Genomic DNA, 22,156 nt, shown 5'->3' with positions numbered 1-22,156 from the left:
GACCTCGTCGTCGACCAGTTGTTTGAACAATTTCTTATTAATGAACAATCAGTTTTGAATGGAATATAAAAAATTTAAAACAAGAATGATGATTCCCAGAAATAAATGAAAGAGTATTCTTTACTATAATATCAAAAGAGTTGTAAGTTAAAACTGAACTATATCAATGAAATTTGATATATAACTCTACCCTTCACCTATTTGGAGGTAGTATGGAACACGAAAAACAACGATTGGGTGAACAGCCCATGGCGGGTTTGAATCCTCCACTTCCTACAACATCATCTGAATTCATCACAGTGCTGGCCCATTATCATCGGGCTGAAATTGCTCGGATGGCCGGATGGAGGGACCGTATTGATCGCACAACCAACTGGGCTATTACTGCTGCGGCTGCAATGCTTTCGCTGTCTCTATCAACCCCAGCAGCTCACCACGGCGTGCTGTTGTTCGCAATGCTGCTGGTTCTGCTACTTCTTCTCATAGAATCGAGACGATATCGCTTCTTTGATGTTTACAGAGCACGTGTGCGTATGATTGAACGTTATTATTTTGCTCCGATGTTTATGGCAACCAAGGCGATGGATGAGCCGTGGGCTTACACCCTTGGACAAGACTTGCGTGAACCCCGATTTCTCATGAGCTACGGTGCGGCTATATCACGGAGATTACGCAGAAATTATGTTTGGATGTTTCTCATTTTGCTAATGGCATGGATCCTGAAAATATCTTCTACTAAGCTACAACTTATAGGGGGGCGGCAGGAAATGGCCATGTCTTTTTTTGGAATTGTGGAAAATGCAGCACTGGGGCCAATTCCTGGATGGGCAGTTATTATATGCGTTTTTCTGTTCTTTGTATGGGTCGCATATGCCTGTCTCCATTCACCAGAGTATACTGGCGAATTGTTATATGGTGATGTTCACGTATGAGATAGATATGTGTATTTAGAGAGTCTGGGCTAAACAGCTCAGGCTACGTTTGCTGCCTACCTGCCGCGCTTTATGCGCGGTACGTAGGGGAATGAGAGAAATTTAGTTTTGAAAAAGTGAGGATATCTCAGGGTTATCAGCCCATCTTACACTAGATGGAGATTAGTTCGTAATAGTCTCGTTTACTCCGTGATCTTTACGAAACCCTCTTGCATGAGTTGTGTCAATCTTGCCATGGCGTCTGTGGTAACTTTAATTCCGGGGAGCAAGTCTGCGTTCCCCCAATGGTGAGCTGTTGCTGTAGCGCCACATAGTTCGACTTGCACGCCGCGCTTTCTTAGATCGGCAATGAGTTCTTTATAAGGATTACCTGTCGCAATATTCCGTTCGGTATTATACGTTTCATCGTTTAACACCACATGCCCTGCATTGGTGTGAAAGACAACGATGACTTCTGATTTGGCACCCCAATCAGAAATGTCATTTTCGATGAGTTGGATATGGAAAATCGCTGCGGGCAGATCACCTTCGAATACCAAAGACCCCACACTAAAAACTGCTTTTACTTCTTTGAGTTTGACCGGTATATCGATATGAAGCGGTTTTTTTGAAATAGACATTTAAGATTCCTTTCACGAGCCGTATAACTATAAAAAGTATAGATTAAACGTTAGTCCTGTACAAGATAAAGTCAATAGGGCCATTTAAGATCGAGTACAACTGTCTTGAATTGCGAATTCAAGACAGTTGCTAGTTTGCTGCTCAATGAGCTGGATTTACAGTTAGGTCAATTGCAATTGCTTTATTTATAAAACAATGTTCCTGAATCCACGCATGCAATTCACTGACAAGATAACTTGCTACTTCATCTTCAGGTAGGTGATGACTTAAAATTTCACAAATATTCACGAATGATGATCCCTGTATTATTGCATTGAGCATCGTTAGTTCTAAAGGTTCTAGCGTGCGGTATCGTACATCAAGCTGACGACGCCAAACCATGACATATTTTGGGGTTGTAAGTTTCTTAGGCTTGGGAATGGGTTTATTACTGCGTAAGGCATTAATAAGAGAAAGACTATTCCAATACATTGCAACGATTTTACATGATGGATGCAAATGAAATTTCATCTCAGGCCATTGATTTAATGGTAAAGATTGCAAATCAGCCACAGATAATAAATTTGCATCCTGAGCAACAACCGCTTGATATTCTGCCCATTCAAATGCGGCAATTTCAGCTAAATAAGGTTTTTTCTTATAGGGCAACATTTCAGTTAAAAGTTGGCTAAGATTTTCCCCGAAGTTATTGAGCGAATAGTTGTACGAGGGATATGAATGAGTATATCTTCGACTCATTTCGCTAAATTTATCCTCACCCATCAGCTCAGCTAACGAGCTGTAGTCGCTCATTAATGCTTCTTCAAGCCGACCATAAAAGCCGTTGGCGTAGATGGCTACTCTATCTGCAACAGAGCCTTTAGGTGGTGCATCTAGATGAGGATTAATAAGAGGCTCAGAAGTCAGGATAGAGTTCTGTAATAATGTATGTAGTTCAGATAGTTTCATGTGCTAAACCCGTTTTTTCGTTCGATAAACAACTTAGCTTAATTTTTTTAGCATATTCTAATTCTTGCCATAACTCTTCAAAGGGGGGAATATGGTCATCACGTTCAATCATCGTAGATACTTCCCCAAATCGTTTAATCGCTTGGCTGTATAGGTCCCAGACTTCAGTTATAACCGGATGATCGTGTGTATCAATTATGTAATCATCACAATTCAGATGTCCCGCTAAATGAAATTGTTGAACGCGGTCAACTGGAATATGGTTCAAATATGTTTCGGGGTTAAAGCCATGATTATAGGAGCTGACGTAAATATTATTTAGATCCAGTAAAATCAGGCAATCTGCGCGATGAGCTATTTCAGAGAGAAACTCCCATTCAGTCATTTCAGATTCTTTGTACGTAATATAACTGGATACGTTTTCCAGTAGTATTCTTCTTTGGTAAAAATCTTGCACCCATTTAACGCGATCAACGACATGAGCTATGGTGTTCTCAGTATAAGATAGGGGTAATAAATCATGAATATTACGTTGATGCACACCCGTCCAGCATAAGTGATCAGAAATCCATTTGGGTTGAATTCTGTCTGCTAAGTGTTTAACTCTCGTTAAATATTCTATGTTAATAGGGTCGGTGCTACCAATTGATAGCGATACCCCATGCATCACTATGGGATAGTTTTCACGCACTTTATCCAAATAATAAAGAGGATTTCCCCCATCCACCAAATAATTTTCAGTGAGAATCTCAAACCATTCTATAGGTGGGTTATGTTCCAAAATATACTGGTAATGTTCTGCCCGTAAACCGAGTCCCATTCCTAGTGACGAATATTTTTTAGAATGAGTTTGGGTGTTTTTTTCCATCTGTTTACTGTTCCTAAAAGGGGAGGGAAGGGAATTGATGTCTCGTTGGAGACATCAATTTTAAGACCTTATGATTTACAGTTGCTTTTTCCTTTGCAGCTGTTGGTACCTTTGCAACTATTAGTACCTTTACATGTGTTTGTTCCTTTGCATTTATTGTGGTCACTCTTGCAGCTGTTAGTGCCTTTGCATACGTTAGTACCTTTACACTTATTGGTCCCTTTGCAGCTATTGTGGCCTTTGCATTTTTGAGTTCCTTTACATTTATGATGACCTTTACAGCAGTTTTTACCTTTACAATGATTTTTACCATTGCAATTGTTTTTTGCTAAATTGATAGGTGAGTTAGAATTACCCATATTGTTGTCGGGTGTGGAAGAGGCATAAACCCCTGAAGTAAACAAGGCTGCAGCTGTAGCGGCAAGAATTAAACTTCGCTTATCCATTTTTAATCTCCATATTATTTACAGCTAGTTAATTTAACAGCTAGTAACAGCTAGATAAGAATAGATGAATGAAATGATAAGTACAAGTCAACAAATAGGAGTTAGTGTTTTCAACTTCTTAAATATAAAGTGCAGAGAGATGTTAAGTCCAGCGTGTTCCAAAGTCACTCATCGTAGAATTATTGATTATTAACGACCTAAGCTGAAGGATCGCATGGAAACCGAGCCAAATTGAATTTCTTCAAATTCAAAGTGTAGTAAGTCACTCGAATCGGAAGCTCCTAAAACATAAAGTAAAGGGAAGTAGTGGTCCGGAGCAGGAACACTTAACCGACCTACCTCGGTAAAAAGTAATTCTTCGAGCAGAGGTTTGTAATTTCGTTGGATAATACATTGTTTTACTTGTTCATCAAATGCAATTGCCCAGGGATAGGGGGGCGCATATTGATTATCCCAAACGATCATTTTGTCATTATGGACAATATTTCCACTGCCTATGATAAGCACTCCATCATTACGCAGTTGTTTAAGACGACGCCCTACCTCAAAATGATAATCAGCTGGTTCTGCCATATTAATACTCAGTTGAATAACGGGGATATCGGCATCAGGATACATATGAATTAATACAATCCAAATACCTTGATCAAAACCCCAATGTTCATCAAGTTGAATATTCGGTGTTTGAATTGCTGCTTTGATTTTCTCTGCTAATTCTGGAGCACCTCGAGCAGGATAGTTCACTGTAAATAATTCAGGGGGACCTTTGTGGAAATCATGTATTGTTTTAGGATATGAGGTGTGGGTAATCCATGTACGAGCACTAAGCCAATGAGCTGAAATACAAAGGATTGCCTTTGGACGAGCTAATGTTTTTGCCAATTTCTTAAGTATTATTGTGAATGGATTGTTTTCAATCGCGTTGACAGGACTTCCATGCCCGATAAATAAAACGGGCATTCTAGAATGCGTCATAATATCTCCATGTGCTGTGAGCAAACTATCTTAACTATGATTTTAGAATAAAAAATGAATGGGGATTAATAAACGCGAAAATGAAATTTGGATTAGAATGAATGGTAGCCTGGTCGCTTGCCACTGTCTCTTGATCACACTCTATCTACGCCCCACGGCTTGTCCGCGGGTCTATTGCTTAGCTCTGTTCCTCTGGATCCCGCGGACAAAGCAGCGGGACGGAGGGGAGTAGAGCTAAACAGGTTGTGTGTAAGATTCAATCGCTTGCAACCAGGAGTATAACGCTCTATTCTTTTTTGCAAGTAACATTTAATAATCCCTGATTGCAAGCAACCAGGCTACCCTTGCAGATTTAGCTTGAGGAACGACTCATCATGAAAAAAAATAATATTGTTGTTTTGGATTCTAAGCCATTAATTAGCGATGGTCTAAGCCTTGATGCTCTTTATGACTTAGGTGAAGTTCGTCTTTATGATAAAACGCCTGATGAACTGATTATAGAACGTGCGAGTAAGGCTGAAATTATTATTACGAATAAAGCGAAGTTAACGGAAGAGCATTTTGGTAAACTTCCATTCCTTCGCTATATCGGCGAAATGGCTACTGGCGTGGATAATATTGATGTCAAGGCGGCTGCAAAACATAATATTGTTGTGACGAATGTCCCTGATTACAGTACCGACAGTGTGGCGCAACACGTGCTTGCTTTATTACTTGCTCACACCAACCGTGTTGAAGCTCATAATCAATCCATCCAGGATGGCGCATGGCAAGCCCAGCCTTATTTCGCGTATTGGTTAAATCCCATAACCGAATTAGCTGGATTGACTTTAGGATTAATGGGTTATGGTCGAGTGGCCCAGAAAGTGGCTTTGGTGGCTAACGCTTTGGGAATGAACATCATTGCGCACAAGCCGACCCCTTTTCACGATGAGTTAGCAACCTGGGTGAGCTTCGCAGACCTTCTGAAACAAAGCGACGTTTTAAGTTTGCACTGCCCATTAACGGAGTCTACAAAAAATATTATTAACAGTGATACGTTGAAACAAATGAAACCTACAGCCGTTCTCATTAATACCGGGCGCGGTGGTTTGATTAATGAATCAGCCTTGGCAAATGCGTTAAAAGCAAAGCAGATCAGTGCCGCTTACCTTGACGTTTTAAGCCAAGAACCTCCAAGTATTGATGCCCCTTTAATTGGGTTATCCAATTGCATCATTACACCCCATATTGCTTGGGCTTCGGTTGCAGCGAGAAAACGCTTGTTAAATACAGTATGTGAAAACATTGCTCATTTCCTCAATGGGCAACCCACTAATGTAATACGTGCTTGATAATGCAATTTAGAAATCGTTTTGACTGAGTGGTATCCATAAAAAATGGATTGAAGCAAAGTATGCTGGGCAGTTAAGCCCAGCAAGCTACTTGTTTGCTTTATTGAAAAGGGAATTCCATTGTATCTTGTTCACTCTCTTCTTGTTTGCTAGGATTAGTACCACTTACCCATAATCCAGGTCTAGATCCTAAAAAAACAGTTGTATTACGTAGTGGCATAACGTTACTTTGGGTATGTCTTTCTTGGCTTTGGAAAAATCCCTGTCTAAATCCTGATACTCTATTTTGGACAATCGTCTGAAGAAGTTGTCCTATCATTAGATCCATTAAATCGACAGAAAGGAACATGCTATTTTGGATATTTTCCTCTGGCTTCCTTGGTTTAGGAATTTCAGATTCGCTAAACCCACACTCTTCCAATTCTCCCACGTCTTTTCGTGATAAACTACCGGTTGTATCTTGTTTTGCATGTTGAATCAGACTATCTTTTTCCTCTCTGGTTAATTCACGTTCTTTTAAAAATTCTTTTTCAAGTTTGGAACCTTTAAATTCAGAATAAAATATACCGAAATTTTTTAAAATTTCATTCACCTGGTCTTGAGTAACAAATTGATCACGAGTATGCGCAGGGGACTTCTGAGCAATCAGTAATTGATCGAAAAAATGTTCTAGTAATTCTGGTGTTACATCTTGGTCAAAACTATAATGCATATGCATTATTTTTGTTTCTTCTTTGATTCCATGGTGTCGTTTGACATGCTCAGCATCTTCTCCACGTACTATTTCTTGTTCATGTTCCAGTGAAGCATGTGCAGACAGTAAGTGAGTAAATCTGCCTCGAATTTCCTGAGCCAACTCTTTCTTAGATGGATCAGCTGTTTCAAAATTGACATTAATCATATTGTTAATTACGACTAAATAAATAGCAACCCCTTCTTTAGATGCTAGATCTATTCTAAATGACACAGACACCCCCTTTGGATAAAGTTTATATGAATCAAAATTCGGCACATTGTATTTAGAAAACCTTAAGTGAATATTAAGAAGGTATGTAATGCTTTAAATATAATTAATAAATGTGGGGATTTGAGATCAAAATCAGTTGCTATGTTTCCTCCTTGTCAAACATTGCAAGTTTCTTTGTAATTTTATATTCTTCGCAACACATAGTTACTCGATTTTTCAAGGATGCATGAATGGTACAAAGGATTATTGTCATCTTGGTTTTGGTCTGTACTTTTCCCAGTTTAAGTTGGAGTATTGAAAGGCATGGCTTAATGAATATTCCGGGATTATATCTGGGACTATCGGCAATTAAGGATACTTCTTCTTATAATTTTCGAAGAGCTGAATCAAGTAATTCCTCACTTTTTCTCGATTTTGATCGTTTCGATTGGCATGGCGCTGGTTACGGTGGGGAGATTTTTTTAGGATATGGTAAACGGGTAATAAAAAATATTTCTCTCGCTGTAGAAGGGTTTTACGATCTCAGTTCTAATGAGGGAAATATCAAGTTCATCGACTCAAATACACTCTACACTCGAAACCTTCATGGAACCTTTCGTCAACGTTGGCAATACGGTATTGTCGCACGACCCGGATTCAATCTTAATGAATATGCCCAATTATATGGGCGTGTGGGATATGTGATCAGCAACATCCAACTAAGTGGAGGCATCAGCCAAACTGGAGTTTTAGGTGGTTTTTCTGGAGAATTTTCCTCAAATAAGAATTGTCAGGGGGTACAATTGGGACTGGGAGTGGAAATGCCGTTGAACTCAAGACTTAATGCCCGAATCGAATGGGTATGGAATAGTCTGCAAAACTTTACGAATCAATCTCGCATCAAAGACTCGAATTTACATACATATACCACATTTAGAAGGGCAGCTAATATAACCTTAGAACAAATTAAAATAGGTTTAAGTTGGTAAATAAATTTTATTGAAAACATTCTTTAGAACGGTAGACAAAATTTTGAGATTAATTAAATCTCCATGTATCTGGTATCTCGACTCCATCTTCTTTTACTTCCGTCTTCTCTTTCAACGTTTTGTACAGAGGAGTAAATTCAGCATAGTGCTTAAGGATTCCACCTGTCCGGCCGTCTAATAAAACAGAGGCATGCTCAAGAACTTCTTCACTCATTTGTTGAGAATCACTCTTTAATTCTTTCAGTAAGGCATCAATTGCTTTAATTTTATTACTTTTATTATTAGCCCTGAGTACTGTGAAAAATTGTAAAAATCGATTATCTTCTTGTTTAAGTTCTAGCTTTTTATTGGTAAGTGCTTCCATGAAATCAGTTTTCCATTGTGGTGTTGCCCTTAACAGCAATTCTGAGATGTATTTATTGCTTGATTCTACGGTACTTCTTAGAGGAGATTTAATGTTTGTTTTTGATAAAAATTGACCAAGTGCATCAATATAGTATGAACTAGAATTTAACAAAATATTACCTTCTCTGAGGATTAGTTTTTTTGTTTTAATTGCGTCATCTAGCAGGTCTTTGTTTCTCTCGAAAGCTTCCACGTTGGCTTTGAATACTGAAGGACCACGAGAAAAAAGTTGGATAACTCCACTCGGGCTAATCAGTTGATCGTTTAAATAATAATTAATTCTAGGGGCTATTTTTCTTGCTTCTATAAGGTTTTTAATGGTGTTGTTGAAGTCTTTAGTGCTTTGATTACCAAAGTCTGTAATTATCCCCTGATGATGCTGTAAAATGAAGCCAATCTCTTTCGATGATAATTTGTTTCTATTATCATAGATAAAATTTAGTATCTTTTCGCTCTGCGGTATTCTCATGAGTTGATCGATGTCAATTTGATCAATATCCCCTTTTTTAAATAACCATAACAGGCTTCTTTTATTTTGTTCAATGAAAGCTATTTTTTTAAATAAATCTTCGCTCGATTGTATTTTTAAATCGATGAGTGACATCAGGCCGGGATTTTTTGTCACAAAATTAAGCAGAGCGGAGGCGTGTTGGTCCGATAAAGAATGATAGAAAACTAAAAAGGGGTTTAAAGCTAATTTGTCTCCGAGCCAATATTGGGGATTGTTCTTTATCGCTTTTATCTTTTCTATTCCTTTGGTGGAGTTGAATTGCTCCTTCGACAGTTGAGTAAATTCTTGAGCATTGGGCTCGCCATATTTAATATGCAAGAATTGGCTACCACTTATCTGCTCCACTTCTTTGAAATTTTTATTGTTTAATCCTGGGCCTGGTTTATCAGGTATATTGTTCAGGATATATTTTGCAATAGCTATTATTTTATTATTCTCTTGGACATATTGCTCATCCTTAGCCACAGCAAAATGTTCTCTATTATTGAGACGTAAATTGTGAAAATTTCTTAGTTGAATACGGCGAGTGAACTCCTTAAATATCTCCTCATCACTTAAAAAAGTTCTTAATTCTTTTATTAAAGGATAAATCGAATTGATACATTGTTTTGCTATCTGGGCGTTGTTCTTTTCTTCTTGAAGAAAATCTTCGAGTGTAGCGTCATTTTTCAAAGCTGAATTGGGAGTAAATCGTTCAATGGCACAAATCAACTTCGTGAGGTCATGCCAAATATTAGCCCAAGTCTCAACATTTTGTTCATTTTTTTGATACAACGTTAACTCCTTACAAGTTATAATAACTTGCCCTATTGATATAAAAATAGCACAAAATGATTATGGAATTATTAATTGGAGTTATGTGTATTCTATTGAATTTGCAATTTTTCTAAGCTTACAATTGATGTTCCACTCATTTTAGTAGATTTCTGGTTATAACAAGGCCCATTTCATTTTTTCCATCCGAACTCTTTATAAAAAAATTGGCTATACTTTGAAAAGGTATTGTGTAAAATTTGCACAAACTTATTCTTAATATCTGTTCACTAAATAGGAAACTGTTGCTGTAATTTCAGAATTGAATATTCAAGAAATTAAACAATGGCAAATAATGAAATGGAAAGGGGCGTCCTAATAGCATGAAATAGGGAGATTATCATGAATATTGATTTAGGAAACGCAGATGCCGCAGTTGGAATTTCTTTTAATGTAATCACTGATTTTCTGCGTGAATTAACTCGGATTGGTCGATTACCCGACCATTTGGAATTTGACCGGGACATTGGAGGACAACCATCTCATATTACTGTTCTTTTCGATCCTTTTGAGTTTGTAATGATAACCCAGGGGCCTGACTCACCCCGAAGTATATTACGTATTTTGGGAACGATTGAGGTACGACCAGCATCCGATCCTAATGCACCTCCATTGACTGTCCCTCTTGAGGCAGCAGCAAAGTTAACCGTCATCTTGGTTGATGCTGATCCGGTTGCGGAGATCGGCTTTCGTTATGATGGAGTTGACGGAACGCCTTCACCCGCTGAAATTGCAAGTGATATTGACAACTTCATGAATAGCGCCGAAGTGCAGGATATACTGGCGAATACACGGCTGCCAATTGCTGATAGCCTGGTGGAAGGTCTTAATAACACTCGATTTATCGATCCCGGTACAAAGCCTGATGCTTCTGAATGGAATGTTGAAATTACCTTAACACCGGCTGGATCTGACAGTGTCGATGCCTTCGTAGTATCCGCCAGTCCACCAGCAACACCTGCAACATTAACAATAACTGAAAGTTTTGTCGCACCGCGGACCGGACTTGCTATAGCATATAACAGAAATTTCCTGGATATGGTTTTGGATAGAGGCGCCGCTGCTAAAATAGGGCAGGAAGTCGATGGTGCTAAGATAACATCCTTGTCCATGGCCATGGCTGATAATGGAATTCAAATAACGGGGCATGTGATTCGTGCAATTGATACACCTGTTATCGATGTGGCTCCTGATGTGGATATTGACTTCGATGGTGTGGCTATTCCAGTGCTGATCCGTGGTACAACAGGCATGACGATGGATACCTCCGGAATTGATGTAGATGTTGATGACAGTGATGAGATCTTTTATGGAGCGCTGAGATGGGTAATAACTGTCGGAGCGTCGGCATTGCTCTTCACCGGAGTAGGGAGCTTAACCGCCTTGGGTATTCTTTTGTGGTTAACCCTGGTTCAGAAAGTTTGGAACGGCGGTGTGGAACTTGATAATGCTCCGAATATTCTTCGGGACAGCCTGGGTTCAGGGCTAGGAGCTCAACTCAGTTTACTTGCGGCATCTCTAGATGATTCAACTGCAGCAGGTGAGCTCTCTGTTGATGGTACTCCTGATTCAGCTTCAGTAGTGAATGGCAACATGGTCTTGTTTGCTCAGGTTATTATTACTTCGATGATGGCGCGGATGCGTTCAGCTGAATATTCTCACAAATTACGCCGTTTCGTAATTTTTGAACTTGACGACAGACGAAAATTTCGTGCACAAGAATTGGCTAGATTGATGCAGAATGGCAAAATTTATGTATCGAGTTTTCATCAGGTCGATGGAAAATATGTACGATCTAATCACGATGATGCATCGGCAAATAATCTGCTAAAGGTGTTTAAGTCTAATGAAACCAGAGAAGTTGTTGTGAGAAATCAATGAGGTAATTATCAAATCATGCTCATTAACTAGAATTTTGGTTGCTTGCAACTAGGATTCTAGTTGCTCACCAGATTAGAGTTCGTGTGTAACCTTTTAAAAAACAATGGCCCCCACTCTTGCATTAACATGAGCTAAAATTAGACATATATGGATTTATAATGGAGTAATCATGTCATGGCAAAGACTAGGTGGGGGAACCTTTAATAGAACTTATACTAATGGTACAGAGGTTGCGAAGATTTCAAGGAAAGACTCCAGTTCATCCTCGAAGGAGGGGGTCGATAAGGCCGATAGCCCAGAACGCTCCGTGCGTTTGTGGAATCTTATTAATCCTACTCGTGCAACTGCATCCTTATTTTACATGCCTGGTGAAGGGCAATTGGGATGGAAATGCCCATTAATAAAGGGGCGTCAATCAACTGATAGTGAAATTAGTGGTGCTTTAATCAATATTTTTAATAGTACTGGACGGGTTGTTATTGATGCACCATCAAAAGAAAATTTTTTAACAACTAGCTCGGGTGAGGTAGTTTGTGTCGATATCGGTTTGGCAATAAATTTAGAACGAAGAGAAGATGAATTGATTGCATCTCATGGAAGGAGAAGAAGCGTAGTAAGTATGAAGGCTTGGGAAGAATTACATCATATATATGATAGTGATTATTTTAAAAAAAGCGAAGCTTCTCATCCAAATACGGTAAATACGATTAAGGCTTTGTTATTTATTAAATCTACACGACCCGATATGCATGATGTCAGTTTTCTCAGACACCATCCAGATCTGCTTAAAAAATTAGCGTTAGCTTATGATGCACGAGATCACAGCATGGCCAGACTATTAGATGCCCATGCTCGGGTTGATACGCCTCATGTACCAGGTCCATCGGATCATGCTGTTTCGCTTTCGAGTGTTCGAGTGTCTACTTCTGTACCACCTGTCTTAGAGGGGGCAAGAGTACCCAGGCCTTCTGAGCATGTTGTAACGGGCCGTCATCTTCCTGAAGTGTCTCCTAGTCCTGAGCGCCTGCCTGTCCCCGATAGAAGGAGAGGACATGGAGTGGAAGAGACAAGAGCGATGTTACAAAGGGAAGATGTAAGTTCGCATGATCTTTCAGCTTTTATCCGCAGAGCTGGAACTGGGGCTTTTGAAGATGACGAAGATGAAGTTCTAGTATCTCAAGGAAGAAAAATTCTTGATAAACAGCTACATCCTAATTTGAAACATTCCAAGGAAAGTTGCCTTAAAGAGTTACAAGATTATATTAATTCTCGAGGTACAATTAACGATAAAGGAGATTTCGTACCTTCAGACAGAACAAAATACCTTAGAAACTCTGTTGTTACTGCGCGAAAAGTAAGCATAGTGCAGGGGATAATCGATAAAATTAAGGGGGCTCATAGTTATGAGGCCTTGCAAGCTGCGTTGAGGCCATCTGAACAGGAACAAGGTGTTTTAAATGTAGGATGCTGGAGTAGTGACGTCAATTCATCCTTAGGTAAATGTGCACTTATTGCAGATGAAGGATTTCGAAACCATGTTATTGCCCATGGTCATGGTGCTATTTCCAGGAAAGTGGTGGAAGAGGAATATGATGATGATTTAGGCGAGTATCATCGCTTTGAGTAAATGAAGCAGGTGTAGAGGTGTCAAACTAGCTTTTATGGTTCAGACCCTGACTCATCATTAGTCTCAGGAGCACGATGGTAGCTCAGTAGGGTTACTCTAAACTTAAGGAGAATAATTTCGTTCTTCTTTGGTTTCTAACTGACTTGTCTCGATTGCCTTTTGTGCTTGTTTAAAAGAATGAATAATAGCTGATAACGTTTGCATCGCCGTTTCAAAACCTGAACCACACTTTTCTTTTTGCATTTGGTCCGCTAAATCCATTTCTAATAGAGAAACATTTGCATCCCTGGATGATACCGCACGCACCTTACCATATTCATAAGGCATAGTATCCATAAACCATTTTAAAGCCATTTTTTCACGTTTATCCATTTTATCTATAATTTCCATTAAAGCGATCATAGATGGTGCCATTAATTTAGTATATACCTCGGGATTTCCTATTTTAATGATCCTATGAATTGGTTTACCTGCTTCATAAATATTAAGCATTGCTTGAACCGTTGTTTCTTTAATTAGACTTGCTGTTTCTGCTAATTGAGTAAATATGTCTTCTGGATCAAATTTTCCTTCGATTTTTGAACTAGAAAATTTATAGATCGCTTCTTTTACAGATGGAAATTCTAATAGTTTTTGTATGTCGGTGGGAGAAAAGAGCACAACCCCTTTTTTGTTGTCTGGATTTAAAAAATCTTCAAACAGTTTAGGTTCGGTACGACTTCCAAGGCTATGAATAATATCATCAATATGATATGCATAACCACTTTCAGATACAAACAATTTATCTTGGGGTATATTTGCCGAAGAGTTTTTTGTAGTACTCGCTAGAGCATTACCGCTCGCATCCCTTTTGACATCCCCTCTATTAATCTCACGTCCAGGCTCATTATAAATAGGTAAATCAATGGGTTCTTTTTCTTTCATTAGTTCTTTAAGTTTAAGCTTTAACTTTTCAAAATTTTTTTTCATGACACTCTCAAAAAAAGATCAATTATTGGAAATACTGATTAATTAAAATATAGTATGCTTCTGAGAGATAATGTGGTAATCAGGAGGCAATTGCAGGTTGATGGTTTAAGCCACCTTGATAGTAAGGAGTAGTGTTTATTTTACTCAAGATTAGTGAGCTTTTATCAAGCCTTGTGCGAGCAAGCGATACAATCGATTCCTGCACTCAATATGGATAACTTACCTTATTTATAATTATTTTTGCTTAAGTATTGTTATGGGCACAATTTTTTTTACTAAAATAATACTTTAAGGAAAAGTTATAGATTCGGTATTAATGGAAATTAAAAAAGCAAGGAAGTCTATTAAATATTGGAGCATTTATGAAAACTATCAGTAAGAAAGATCAGCATAATATTACACCAGATCAAGCAATTGATTTGCTACGAAAAGGAAATGAACGGTTTGTCCAAAACTTACGGTTTAATCGAAATTTACTCCAACAAGTGAATGAAACAGCTGACGGGCAGTATCCTTTTGCCACCATTTTAAGCTGTATTGATTCACGAACACCCGCAGAGTTAATATTTGACCAAGGTCTTGGAGATATTTTTAGTATCCGAATTGCCGGTAATATTGTGAACGACGATATTCTTGGTAGTTTAGAGTTTGCGTGTAAGGCTGCGGGATCTAAATTAATTGTGGTGCTTGGCCATACCAACTGTGGTGCAATAAAAGGGGCGTGTGATGATGCTCAGTTAGGTTTTTTAACTCAGCTTTTAGAAAAAATAAAACCTGCAATCAATCTGGAGCAATCATATAAAGAAAATCGAAATGGGAGTAACCTTCCCTATGTTAATGAGGTGGCAAAAATTAATATCAAAAACAGCATCCAAAATATTTTAAATAAAAGTACCATTATAAAAGAACTGACAGAGCAACGAACTATTAAAATAATTGGTGGTTTGTATGATGTATCCTCTGGAGAGGTCGCTTTTTTTGAGGAGTAAAGGGCATTACAAGGTTAGGAACCAAAGTTTTTTGCTCAAAACGAACGATTCAAATTTGATTGTCATTATTCAGCCACATAACTCACATGTGTTCAACGTCATTTTGTCTCGATGTATTTGCTCAAGAATCTGAGAGGTTATGCAAAACTCATTGAGTTTTGGGTAACTTATGTTCAATTCAAAGTTATTTTTTATAATAAGAACGCGTATAGTATTTGGGGGTGAGGAATGGGTAAAGTAGTTCATGTCTTAATCTCAGGTGGCGGTATTTCGGGCTTAACTTTGGCTAATTTATTAGTTCGTATTGGTAAAGATGTAAAGTTTCACGTCACAATCTTCGATTCACGCCCCAATTTAAATAACAATCAAGAAAGTATCGGTGGAGGTATTGGTCTATGGCCGCCCAGTCAGTTGGTATTGAGTAATATACCTAACTATCAAAACTTTATTCAAGAATTTGGTTATCTCATGCCTTTTCCGAGTTATCGAGATTCGGATGGAAGGATATTAGCTAGAGCGAATGACGATTTTGGAAACCGATTTCCTGTGCAATGTTTAAACCGCGATGATTTAATTAATATGCTTTTAGATGGTTTAAAAAATAGAGATGATGTTGAAATTATTACATCACAAAAAATCGATGGATATAAAAGAGACAAAGATGAAATTGTGGTGACTCTTGATGGGAATAAATCATATCGAGGGGATTTACTCATTGCTTGTGATGGCATTCATTCAAAGATCAGAAATTGTCTGATGTCCGAATTAAAACGACCACCAGTCCATGAAACTGATCTTGGTTATACTTATTTTCGTGCAAATGTTCAGCTTCCTATCGATACCCAACATAAATGGTGGTCCTCATCCTTTGAAACATGGGGAACTTATCAATCCAAAAAATATGGTAACCAAGAGGTTCGGTTTGGTTATGTCCCGCTAAAACCTCCAAATGCCTTTTGGTTTATCGCAGTTAAAACACAACAGGATCACAAGTATTTATCGCCAATTACAGGCGTTCAGTTAGTGGACCAGGATACTAAGAAATTTTTGCAAGACTTAGTTAGAGATTGGAAACCAATTCGCATCGACTCTGGTGATATTGCAGTAGATTATGTGGAACTAATCAATTCGACCAATAAAATAATCAGAACAGATATAGCTAAAATTGAAGGGGTGGAACAATTCCCCTGGACATCAAAAGACAATCGAATAGTGCTTATGGGGGACTCAGCTCATGCTACCGCACCGAATATTGCTCAGGGAGCCGGTTTGTGTATCGAGGATGCAGCGTGCCTTGCATCTAAAATGGATCGAATTGATTATTTAGAGGGTATATCTGAATACGAAACCGAACGAAAACCACGAGCTAAAACAGTCCAGAATATTGCGGATTGGGTGGCTTCCGTAGGACAAGCTCAAAATCCATTGCTAAAAATGTTAAGAAACGGCGCCATGCGTACTGCCACTCACCTTGTTCCATCATTGCAACGAAATGTATTCGAATATTTAGTATCTTACAGCTTGGGTGGATCAACAAAGTCACCCTACTGGCATGCGCCTACATTAGCAATAACTGAGAATGAATCATCCTCTATCTTTGGGAGAGCTTTTCCTAAGGCCCATTTACTTGATAGTCAGGTAAAAGAGTTTAAAACGGCGAGTATTGGAGGTAATGGGATAGGTGAGGTTACCGTAGAAAAGCCAAGCTCTTTAGCAAAAATAATTGGATATTTTGCAGGTTTTCCCAGTGATATGAATCAGCAGCCGTTTTACGCTGAGGTAATCAATTTAACTAAAGATGTACAACGCTGGAACAGAGTGTTTGGCTATAAGACTCCGCAACAAAAGACCTATTCAACCACACATTCACTCTACAAAGGCTTTAATCAACAAATGCATTTAAGTGAAGGTATGGGAGGTAAACTAGACAAGGCGCTTCGATTTATTTACAAAATACAACTACAAGCCGATAAGTCGTTAAAATATGAATCTCAAGGTATAACATTTTTTGATTCATTCAAAATACCATTACCCACATTTTTATTACCCAAATCAGAGTGGGTCGAGAAACCAACAGAACAAGGATGGAAATTTGATGGAACAGTTTCTTTTCCTATGATTGGCACCTTGATGCATTATTATGGACATTTTCATGTGAACAAAATGGATGTTGTGACGAATAAAAGAGTAATTATCGCAGGCGGATCGGGTATGATCGGAAAAGAAGCATGCTTGGAGTTCGTCAAAAAAGGATATGAGGTATATTGTTTAAGTCGCTCTTCAGAGACAAAAATAAATATTGAAGGCGTCAAAGTCAGACAAATTGATGAAGATTGGTCAGATCTTATTGATAAAAACACAATCATATTAAACTTAAGTGGCGAAAATCCAGGTGCTCAAAGATGGACTTCTTCAGTTAAAACTACTATAGCAGAATCACGCTTTCGGGTGATTGATACAATAATTCACAACATTGATAAAGCTCGCGAAAAACCATTAAAGTATCTGCAAGCGTCTGCTGTCGGATTTTATGGAAATGCTGACGATTCCATTTTGACAGAAGAAAGTGGGTCAGTTATAGGCAGTGATCCTGGAACAAAATTCAGAGTGGAAGTCTGTAAGGAAATTGAACATAGAGCAAATAAAGCAAATTGTCACGTGGTCAATTTAAGACTGGGACATGTGTTATCGAACAATGGTGGTCTTTTGCCTTATTATCGATACGCTGGATTTTTTGGAGCTGGGAGATTTGGTACTGGTAATCAATTTGTTCCTTATGTGCATGTTAAAGACGTCGCAAAAGCGATTGAATTTATTGCTAAAACCGACAAAATTATTGAGGGCCCCATAAACATAACTGCTCCGCAATCCTGTACTAATTCTGAAATATTACAGTCGTTGCGATGGGGTAAATCGATGTTTGGAGTACCTGTCCCAAGTTCAGTTTTAAAATTATTAATCGGCGAATCATCTGTAGTATTAACTGACTCTGAACGAGTCTCGCCGAAAAGGTTACTCGAGAATGGATTTGAATTTGACTACAACACCATAAATGAATCCTTAAATGGATTAAAATAGGAGGATGCTTCTACACTGGCTCTCACGACCCAGATATTGAGTGCATTCTATGCTATCCTTTTATTTATTAGTTTGATGCAATTAAAAGCTCACGGCTTTTTTGGGTGGGCTCTGAAAATAAATAGTTCTTATGCCAATCTGGTTGTCACGTACGTATTGGTAAATGTTTGTTTTTTCTAATTGTGAAAAAATAATATGAATGAGACTAAATTATTAGCTGAATGGGTATCCCAGATTGCATTTGAATCTATGCCAACCGCAGTTATTGAATCGATTCAATTATTTCTTCTTGATAATGTGGGATGTATGATCGGAGGTGCCAAACTCCCTTGGAGTTTAAGCTACTATCAAACGATTAAAAGTACGCGCTCCGGACATCATTCCACCGTAATTTATTACGGCGATAAACATTCGCCTGACGAGGCTGCATTTTTAAACAGCTCCTTTGGACATGCCAATGAAAGCGATGATACACATCTAGCCAGTCCCACACATCTTGGAAGCATTGCTATCCCCTCAGCACTTGCCCTGGGAGAGTATTGCAATTGTTCAGGTAAACAATTGCTGTTAGCACTTATCGCTGCTTATGAAGTGCAAATTAGAATTGCTTCGGCGTGCTCTCCCCATCTCATCAATCGTGGTCATCACCCGCCTGCTGGTGTTGGGCCTTTCGGAGGAGCAGCTGCAGGAGCGGTTTTACTGGGGTTTGATAAACAAAAAACTATTGATGCGTTGGGCATAGCCGGCAGTTATGCTTCAGGGTTACTTGAATATACTCAGTCTGGAGGTTCTGTTAAACGAGTGCATTGCGCAATTTCTGCTCAAGGCGGAGTGCGTGCCGCAATGTTTGCTCAAGCAGGAATTACTGGACCTCAAGCGATTATCGAAGGTACTCGGGGTTTTTGTAATGTGTTCGCAGGAGATCAATATCATCGAGAACAAATCACCAAAGAACTGGGTTCTACTTATCGATTACTTGAAAATGGGTTGAAAATACATAGCTGCTGTTTTTACATCCATGGTTTTTTGGAAACATTAGATCGGGTGCGTTCTACTATTGAAATTATCCCTGAGCAAATCAAATCCATTACGTTGTACATAGATAATCCTGATGTTTTTCATCACATTTGTTCAATAAGAGAACCTAAAGATGTTTTGGGTGCACAATTTAGCCTCCCATTTAGTCTGGCAATGAGACTTTGGCATGGCGGAAAAGGTGTTGAAGGTGGCAATGGCTTCTGGGATTATTTATCCGTTGATTTAGCTAATCCACATATTTTGAACATTGTAAAAAAGATATCCTGCATATTAGTTGATTCCAATCAGAACACAATACGCTCTCAATTATACCCATTTATCATGGAGCTTAACGATGGTCGTTTAATTGAGCAAGAACTATTACTGGCAAAAGGAATACCTAAAAATCCTCTTAGCTCAGCCGAGGTCCAAGAGAAATTTTTATTTATAACTGAAAAAAATCTTCCCCGAGGTCGAGTTCAGAAAATTATAAATATGATCGAAAATATCTCCGATTTGCCTGACATAAAAACATTGATAAAATTGCTTATCAATAAATAATTAGATATGCCTCTAAGAAAACCCTGATGTTATAGAGTTTCACTCCATAATTGAATAAAAAAAATACATTATAATTAATATATCAGTTTTTACAAAAGGATAAACCCATGGAGTTTAAATATGAAGAATTAAATGAAAGAGATACTTTCTCTGCACTAATAATCGCAATAAAGACAAAAAACTTGGATCAACTTTCTGATTTATTAAGGCATGCCAGAGATAAAGGTCTTAAAGATTTACCAATCATGACCGATGAGAACGGGAGTACGATTTTACATCATGCCTTAATGCAAGCCGACTTTATGATTATGAGAACATTAAGTACTTATGAAGCAGGTTTTGAGGAAAGCTTATCAATAAGAAACAAATTAGGTAAAACTCCATATGATTGTATAGCTGATTTACCTAAGGAGCAGACTGCATTTAAAAATAAAGCCAGAGAAATGTTGAGCGCTTCCTGGAAGCAATCATTTATTCTCGAGCAATTCAGACAATTTTTACGCTATCAACAAAAAAAAATGAATATAATGAGGAAGAAGTTAATCAGATAATCAATATTCTTCGAGAAGGTCACTGTAATGGCTTTAGTTCAATCTGGTTACACTGTAAGCTTAACGGCGAAAATCAAAAATATTATGAACTAATGAACGATATTGTGACTTGGGATAAATCCGAAGCAACCCTGACTGAAGCACTTGTTAAAAAGTTTGACTATGCCCTACAACTTGTTCGTTCCTATCATATGAATCCTCGACATCTTAAACATGAAGAGGAGCAATTTCAAAAGGAAAGAGAACAATTTTATAAAGAGGGGGAGGCTTTAAGACAACAACTTGCACAGGCTGAAAGTGTAGATGCAAAAGCCCAACTGGCTGCTGAGCTAGCACGGTTTGAAACTGCAAAATCTAATTTGGAGGCAGCACAGGATTTTATGACCCCCTCTACCGACTGGCAAAAAGTGTGGGATAGCAAGAAATATCAATTTGAAAGGGAAATAAGAGGGGAGGAGGTAACTTTACCTATGTTAGAAATTAGCCATTGCAGAAAATGACGGCAAAGGATTTAACTTTAAATCGAGAACCCATGTTATAGCTGGCTTTTACCGCGATGGGATATTAGAACTTTTCGATTCAAATTTCCCAGGAGAATTTGGAAATACGCCTTTAACAAAATCCTTTGATTTAAAAGACCCCACAGAAATTAAAGAAGGCGCTTTAGAAATTCGTGAATGTTTATATGATCGGGTCAATAAAGGTTCTCCTGAACGCTTTTTTATTTCTTTCCATGCTTTTGATAAAAAAGAGGCTATACCCGGTAAATATCTAACGTTTACAGACATCAACGGTATATTAGCAACGAGGGAGATTTTGAGATTGTCCGAGGAAGGCCCTTTAGATCCAGCAAAATTCACTCAGCACATGGAAGACATTGATAAATATTTGTCACCTGAAGAGGTTGATAATTTTTACAAAAAAGTCGTGTTTGACCAGAGTAAAATCGATAATCCTACGCCTTCTTCACCATACTCACCACTTACACAGGCAGTTGCTGCGCAAAATTATCGAGCAATAGAAAGCCTGTTAAGACATGGTGCCAATCCTAATTTAGAAATTGCATACCAAAGCGCTCTTTCTTTAGCCAATGATCTGGATGACCCAAAAATTATTAAGCTATTTGAGGCGCAACGCGATCTATCCAACGCCACTGCTTCTACCAGCACCTTTCAAATGAAAGTAAATATTCTCAAGATTCCCATAGATGAACGCAGTGCGAATATCTTAGCAGTTTATAATTTACTGAATGATCCTTTAATGAATAACCAAGATGGTTTGGTTCCTAAGATTATTGAAGATATAAAAAAATTGGTAGGGGAAATAGATCCTGAGTCTGAAACAAGTATATGTAAATCTATTTGTGATATTAAGGAAAATATCAGCGCAACCAAGAGTAATGGTCTCAACTCCCACGCCCAAGCTGTTCTTGAAGTGTTTAGTAAATCGAGCTCAACTGACTTTAGAAGCATTCGTAACTCATTGTCTGAGGATCCTGCGCGAAGAGCCATTATGGATGTTCAACCAGGAAGTAGGCTAGACACGTAGAAAAAATTGGTAATCCCAGAGGAGTAACAGAATCTAAGGTGTTAGCGGCTCTTGGTAAAAGATTCTGGCATTGAACTGAATTGTTTGAATAACATGAAAATTTGGGCATTAATATAAGGATACGATACATAATGCGCATAAAATAGC

At 38.3% G+C, this 22,156-nt stretch carries 19 protein-coding genes; 11 read left to right on the top strand and 8 right to left on the bottom strand.

Annotation, left to right across the window (positions count from 1 at the left end; genetic code table 11):
- Positions 1-212: 212 nt before the first annotated feature.
- Positions 213-932, top strand: coding sequence for a DUF2270 domain-containing protein (locus tag ACWTEW_RS26700; protein ID WP_454781115.1), 720 nt, complete (start codon positions 213-215; stop codon positions 930-932).
- 182 nt (positions 933-1,114) lie between these two features.
- On the opposite strand, the gene ACWTEW_RS26695 is transcribed toward ACWTEW_RS26700, so the two are convergent.
- From ACWTEW_RS26695 to ygiD, 5 genes are all read right to left on the bottom strand, one after another.
- Positions 1,115-1,552, bottom strand: a complete 438-nt coding sequence (locus tag ACWTEW_RS26695; protein ID WP_454781114.1) for a DsrE family protein — start codon at positions 1,550-1,552, stop codon at positions 1,115-1,117.
- A gap of 142 nt (positions 1,553-1,694) precedes the next feature.
- Positions 1,695-2,501 carry an HvfC/BufC family peptide modification chaperone gene (locus ACWTEW_RS26690; RefSeq protein ID WP_454781113.1) on the bottom strand — a complete coding sequence of 269 codons (807 nt, stop codon included), beginning with the start codon at positions 2,499-2,501 and terminating at the stop codon, positions 1,695-1,697.
- A complete protein-coding gene (gene bufB / locus ACWTEW_RS26685) occupies positions 2,488-3,369 on the bottom strand; it encodes an MNIO family bufferin maturase (protein WP_454781112.1) in 882 nt (293 codons plus the stop codon). The genes ACWTEW_RS26690 and bufB overlap by 14 nt, the downstream gene beginning before the upstream one ends.
- Before the next feature lie 13 nt (positions 3,370-3,382).
- On the bottom strand, positions 3,383-3,682 hold the full coding sequence (locus ACWTEW_RS26680; RefSeq protein WP_454781111.1) for a hypothetical protein: 300 nt from the start codon (positions 3,680-3,682) through the stop codon (positions 3,383-3,385).
- 322 nt (positions 3,683-4,004) lie between these two features.
- Positions 4,005-4,790, bottom strand: coding sequence for a 4,5-DOPA-extradiol-dioxygenase (gene ygiD, locus ACWTEW_RS26675; protein WP_454781110.1), 786 nt, complete (start codon positions 4,788-4,790; stop codon positions 4,005-4,007).
- A gap of 374 nt (positions 4,791-5,164) precedes the next feature.
- On the opposite strand from ygiD, the gene ACWTEW_RS26670 reads away from it, so the two are divergent.
- Positions 5,165-6,124: a D-2-hydroxyacid dehydrogenase gene (locus tag ACWTEW_RS26670; protein WP_454781109.1), complete on the top strand. Its 960-nt coding sequence runs from the start codon at positions 5,165-5,167 to the stop codon at positions 6,122-6,124.
- Between the two features lie 100 nt (positions 6,125-6,224).
- Here the strand turns inward: ACWTEW_RS26670 and ACWTEW_RS26665 are convergent, their stop codons facing one another.
- Positions 6,225-7,091, bottom strand: a complete 867-nt coding sequence (locus ACWTEW_RS26665) for a hypothetical protein (protein WP_454781108.1) — start codon at positions 7,089-7,091, stop codon at positions 6,225-6,227.
- A gap of 230 nt (positions 7,092-7,321) precedes the next feature.
- Here ACWTEW_RS26665 and ACWTEW_RS26660 point away from each other — a divergent pair, with 230 nt between their 5' ends.
- Complete coding sequence (locus tag ACWTEW_RS26660; protein ID WP_454781107.1) at positions 7,322-8,059, top strand: outer membrane protein; 738 nt, start codon at positions 7,322-7,324, stop codon at positions 8,057-8,059.
- A gap of 49 nt (positions 8,060-8,108) precedes the next feature.
- Here ACWTEW_RS26660 and ACWTEW_RS26655 read toward each other — a convergent pair whose 3' ends face one another.
- Positions 8,109-9,749: a hypothetical protein gene (locus tag ACWTEW_RS26655; protein WP_454781106.1), complete on the bottom strand. Its 1,641-nt coding sequence runs from the start codon at positions 9,747-9,749 to the stop codon at positions 8,109-8,111.
- Positions 9,750-10,130: 381 nt separating this feature from the next.
- Between ACWTEW_RS26655 and ACWTEW_RS26650 the strand changes: the two genes are divergently transcribed.
- Together ACWTEW_RS26650 and ACWTEW_RS26645 are read left to right on the top strand one after the other, a co-directional pair.
- Positions 10,131-11,669, top strand: a complete 1,539-nt coding sequence (locus tag ACWTEW_RS26650) for a hypothetical protein (RefSeq protein WP_454781105.1) — start codon at positions 10,131-10,133, stop codon at positions 11,667-11,669.
- Positions 11,670-11,838: 169 nt separating this feature from the next.
- Positions 11,839-13,296, top strand: coding sequence for a hypothetical protein (locus tag ACWTEW_RS26645; RefSeq protein ID WP_454781104.1), 1,458 nt, complete (start codon positions 11,839-11,841; stop codon positions 13,294-13,296).
- Positions 13,297-13,398: 102 nt separating this feature from the next.
- On the opposite strand, the gene ACWTEW_RS26640 is transcribed toward ACWTEW_RS26645, so the two are convergent.
- The gene (locus tag ACWTEW_RS26640; RefSeq protein ID WP_454781103.1) at positions 13,399-14,265 is read right to left on the bottom strand and encodes a hypothetical protein; all 867 of its coding nucleotides are present in this window, start codon (positions 14,263-14,265) and stop codon (positions 13,399-13,401) included.
- A 362-nt stretch (positions 14,266-14,627) separates the two neighbouring features.
- Here ACWTEW_RS26640 and ACWTEW_RS26635 point away from each other — a divergent pair, with 362 nt between their 5' ends.
- From ACWTEW_RS26635 to ACWTEW_RS26610, 6 genes are all read left to right on the top strand, one after another.
- Complete coding sequence (locus ACWTEW_RS26635) at positions 14,628-15,254, top strand: carbonic anhydrase family protein (RefSeq protein WP_454781102.1); 627 nt, start codon at positions 14,628-14,630, stop codon at positions 15,252-15,254.
- A gap of 228 nt (positions 15,255-15,482) precedes the next feature.
- Positions 15,483-18,332 (top strand): TIGR01777 family oxidoreductase, encoded by a 2,850-nt coding sequence (locus tag ACWTEW_RS26630; RefSeq protein WP_454781101.1) that lies wholly within the window; start codon positions 15,483-15,485, stop codon positions 18,330-18,332.
- Between the two features lie 195 nt (positions 18,333-18,527).
- On the top strand, positions 18,528-19,910 hold the full coding sequence (locus ACWTEW_RS26625) for an MmgE/PrpD family protein (RefSeq protein ID WP_454781100.1): 1,383 nt from the start codon (positions 18,528-18,530) through the stop codon (positions 19,908-19,910).
- 107 nt (positions 19,911-20,017) lie between these two features.
- A complete protein-coding gene (locus tag ACWTEW_RS26620; protein WP_454781099.1) occupies positions 20,018-20,461 on the top strand; it encodes a hypothetical protein in 444 nt (147 codons plus the stop codon).
- Between the two features lie 92 nt (positions 20,462-20,553).
- Positions 20,554-20,961 (top strand): hypothetical protein, encoded by a 408-nt coding sequence (locus ACWTEW_RS26615; protein WP_454781098.1) that lies wholly within the window; start codon positions 20,554-20,556, stop codon positions 20,959-20,961.
- A 316-nt stretch (positions 20,962-21,277) separates the two neighbouring features.
- The gene (locus tag ACWTEW_RS26610) at positions 21,278-22,009 is read left to right on the top strand and encodes a hypothetical protein (RefSeq protein WP_483099564.1); all 732 of its coding nucleotides are present in this window, start codon (positions 21,278-21,280) and stop codon (positions 22,007-22,009) included.
- Positions 22,010-22,156: the final 147 nt, after the last annotated feature.

This window comes from Legionella stuttgartensis, from assembly GCF_977063405.2.
The sequence above is the reverse complement of the archived record's forward strand: the minus strand, read 5'-3'. Positions and strand labels throughout refer to the sequence as shown.

What these genes read in the sequence shown, in the direction of transcription:
- ACWTEW_RS26690 (WP_454781113.1), bottom strand. Translation starts at nt 2,501, where the DNA reads ATGAAACTATCTGAACTACATACATTATTACAGAACTCTATCCTGACT.
- ACWTEW_RS26640 (WP_454781103.1), bottom strand. Translation starts at nt 14,265, where the DNA reads ATGAAAAAAAATTTTGAAAAGTTAAAGCTTAAACTTAAAGAACTAATG.
- ACWTEW_RS26620 (WP_454781099.1), top strand. Translation starts at nt 20,018, where the DNA reads ATGGAGTTTAAATATGAAGAATTAAATGAAAGAGATACTTTCTCTGCA.
- bufB (WP_454781112.1), bottom strand. Translation starts at nt 3,369, where the DNA reads ATGGAAAAAAACACCCAAACTCATTCTAAAAAATATTCGTCACTAGGA.
- ACWTEW_RS26700 (WP_454781115.1), top strand. Translation starts at nt 213, where the DNA reads ATGGAACACGAAAAACAACGATTGGGTGAACAGCCCATGGCGGGTTTG.
- ygiD (WP_454781110.1), bottom strand. Translation starts at nt 4,790, where the DNA reads ATGACGCATTCTAGAATGCCCGTTTTATTTATCGGGCATGGAAGTCCT.
- ACWTEW_RS26680 (WP_454781111.1), bottom strand. Translation starts at nt 3,682, where the DNA reads ATGGTAAAAATCATTGTAAAGGTAAAAACTGCTGTAAAGGTCATCATA.
- ACWTEW_RS26635 (WP_454781102.1), top strand. Translation starts at nt 14,628, where the DNA reads ATGAAAACTATCAGTAAGAAAGATCAGCATAATATTACACCAGATCAA.
- ACWTEW_RS26650 (WP_454781105.1), top strand. Translation starts at nt 10,131, where the DNA reads ATGAATATTGATTTAGGAAACGCAGATGCCGCAGTTGGAATTTCTTTT.
- ACWTEW_RS26615 (WP_454781098.1), top strand. Translation starts at nt 20,554, where the DNA reads ATGAACGATATTGTGACTTGGGATAAATCCGAAGCAACCCTGACTGAA.
- ACWTEW_RS26670 (WP_454781109.1), top strand. Translation starts at nt 5,165, where the DNA reads ATGAAAAAAAATAATATTGTTGTTTTGGATTCTAAGCCATTAATTAGC.
- ACWTEW_RS26630 (WP_454781101.1), top strand. Translation starts at nt 15,483, where the DNA reads ATGGGTAAAGTAGTTCATGTCTTAATCTCAGGTGGCGGTATTTCGGGC.
- ACWTEW_RS26660 (WP_454781107.1), top strand. Translation starts at nt 7,322, where the DNA reads ATGGTACAAAGGATTATTGTCATCTTGGTTTTGGTCTGTACTTTTCCC.
- ACWTEW_RS26625 (WP_454781100.1), top strand. Translation starts at nt 18,528, where the DNA reads ATGAATGAGACTAAATTATTAGCTGAATGGGTATCCCAGATTGCATTT.
- ACWTEW_RS26645 (WP_454781104.1), top strand. Translation starts at nt 11,839, where the DNA reads ATGTCATGGCAAAGACTAGGTGGGGGAACCTTTAATAGAACTTATACT.
- ACWTEW_RS26695 (WP_454781114.1), bottom strand. Translation starts at nt 1,552, where the DNA reads ATGTCTATTTCAAAAAAACCGCTTCATATCGATATACCGGTCAAACTC.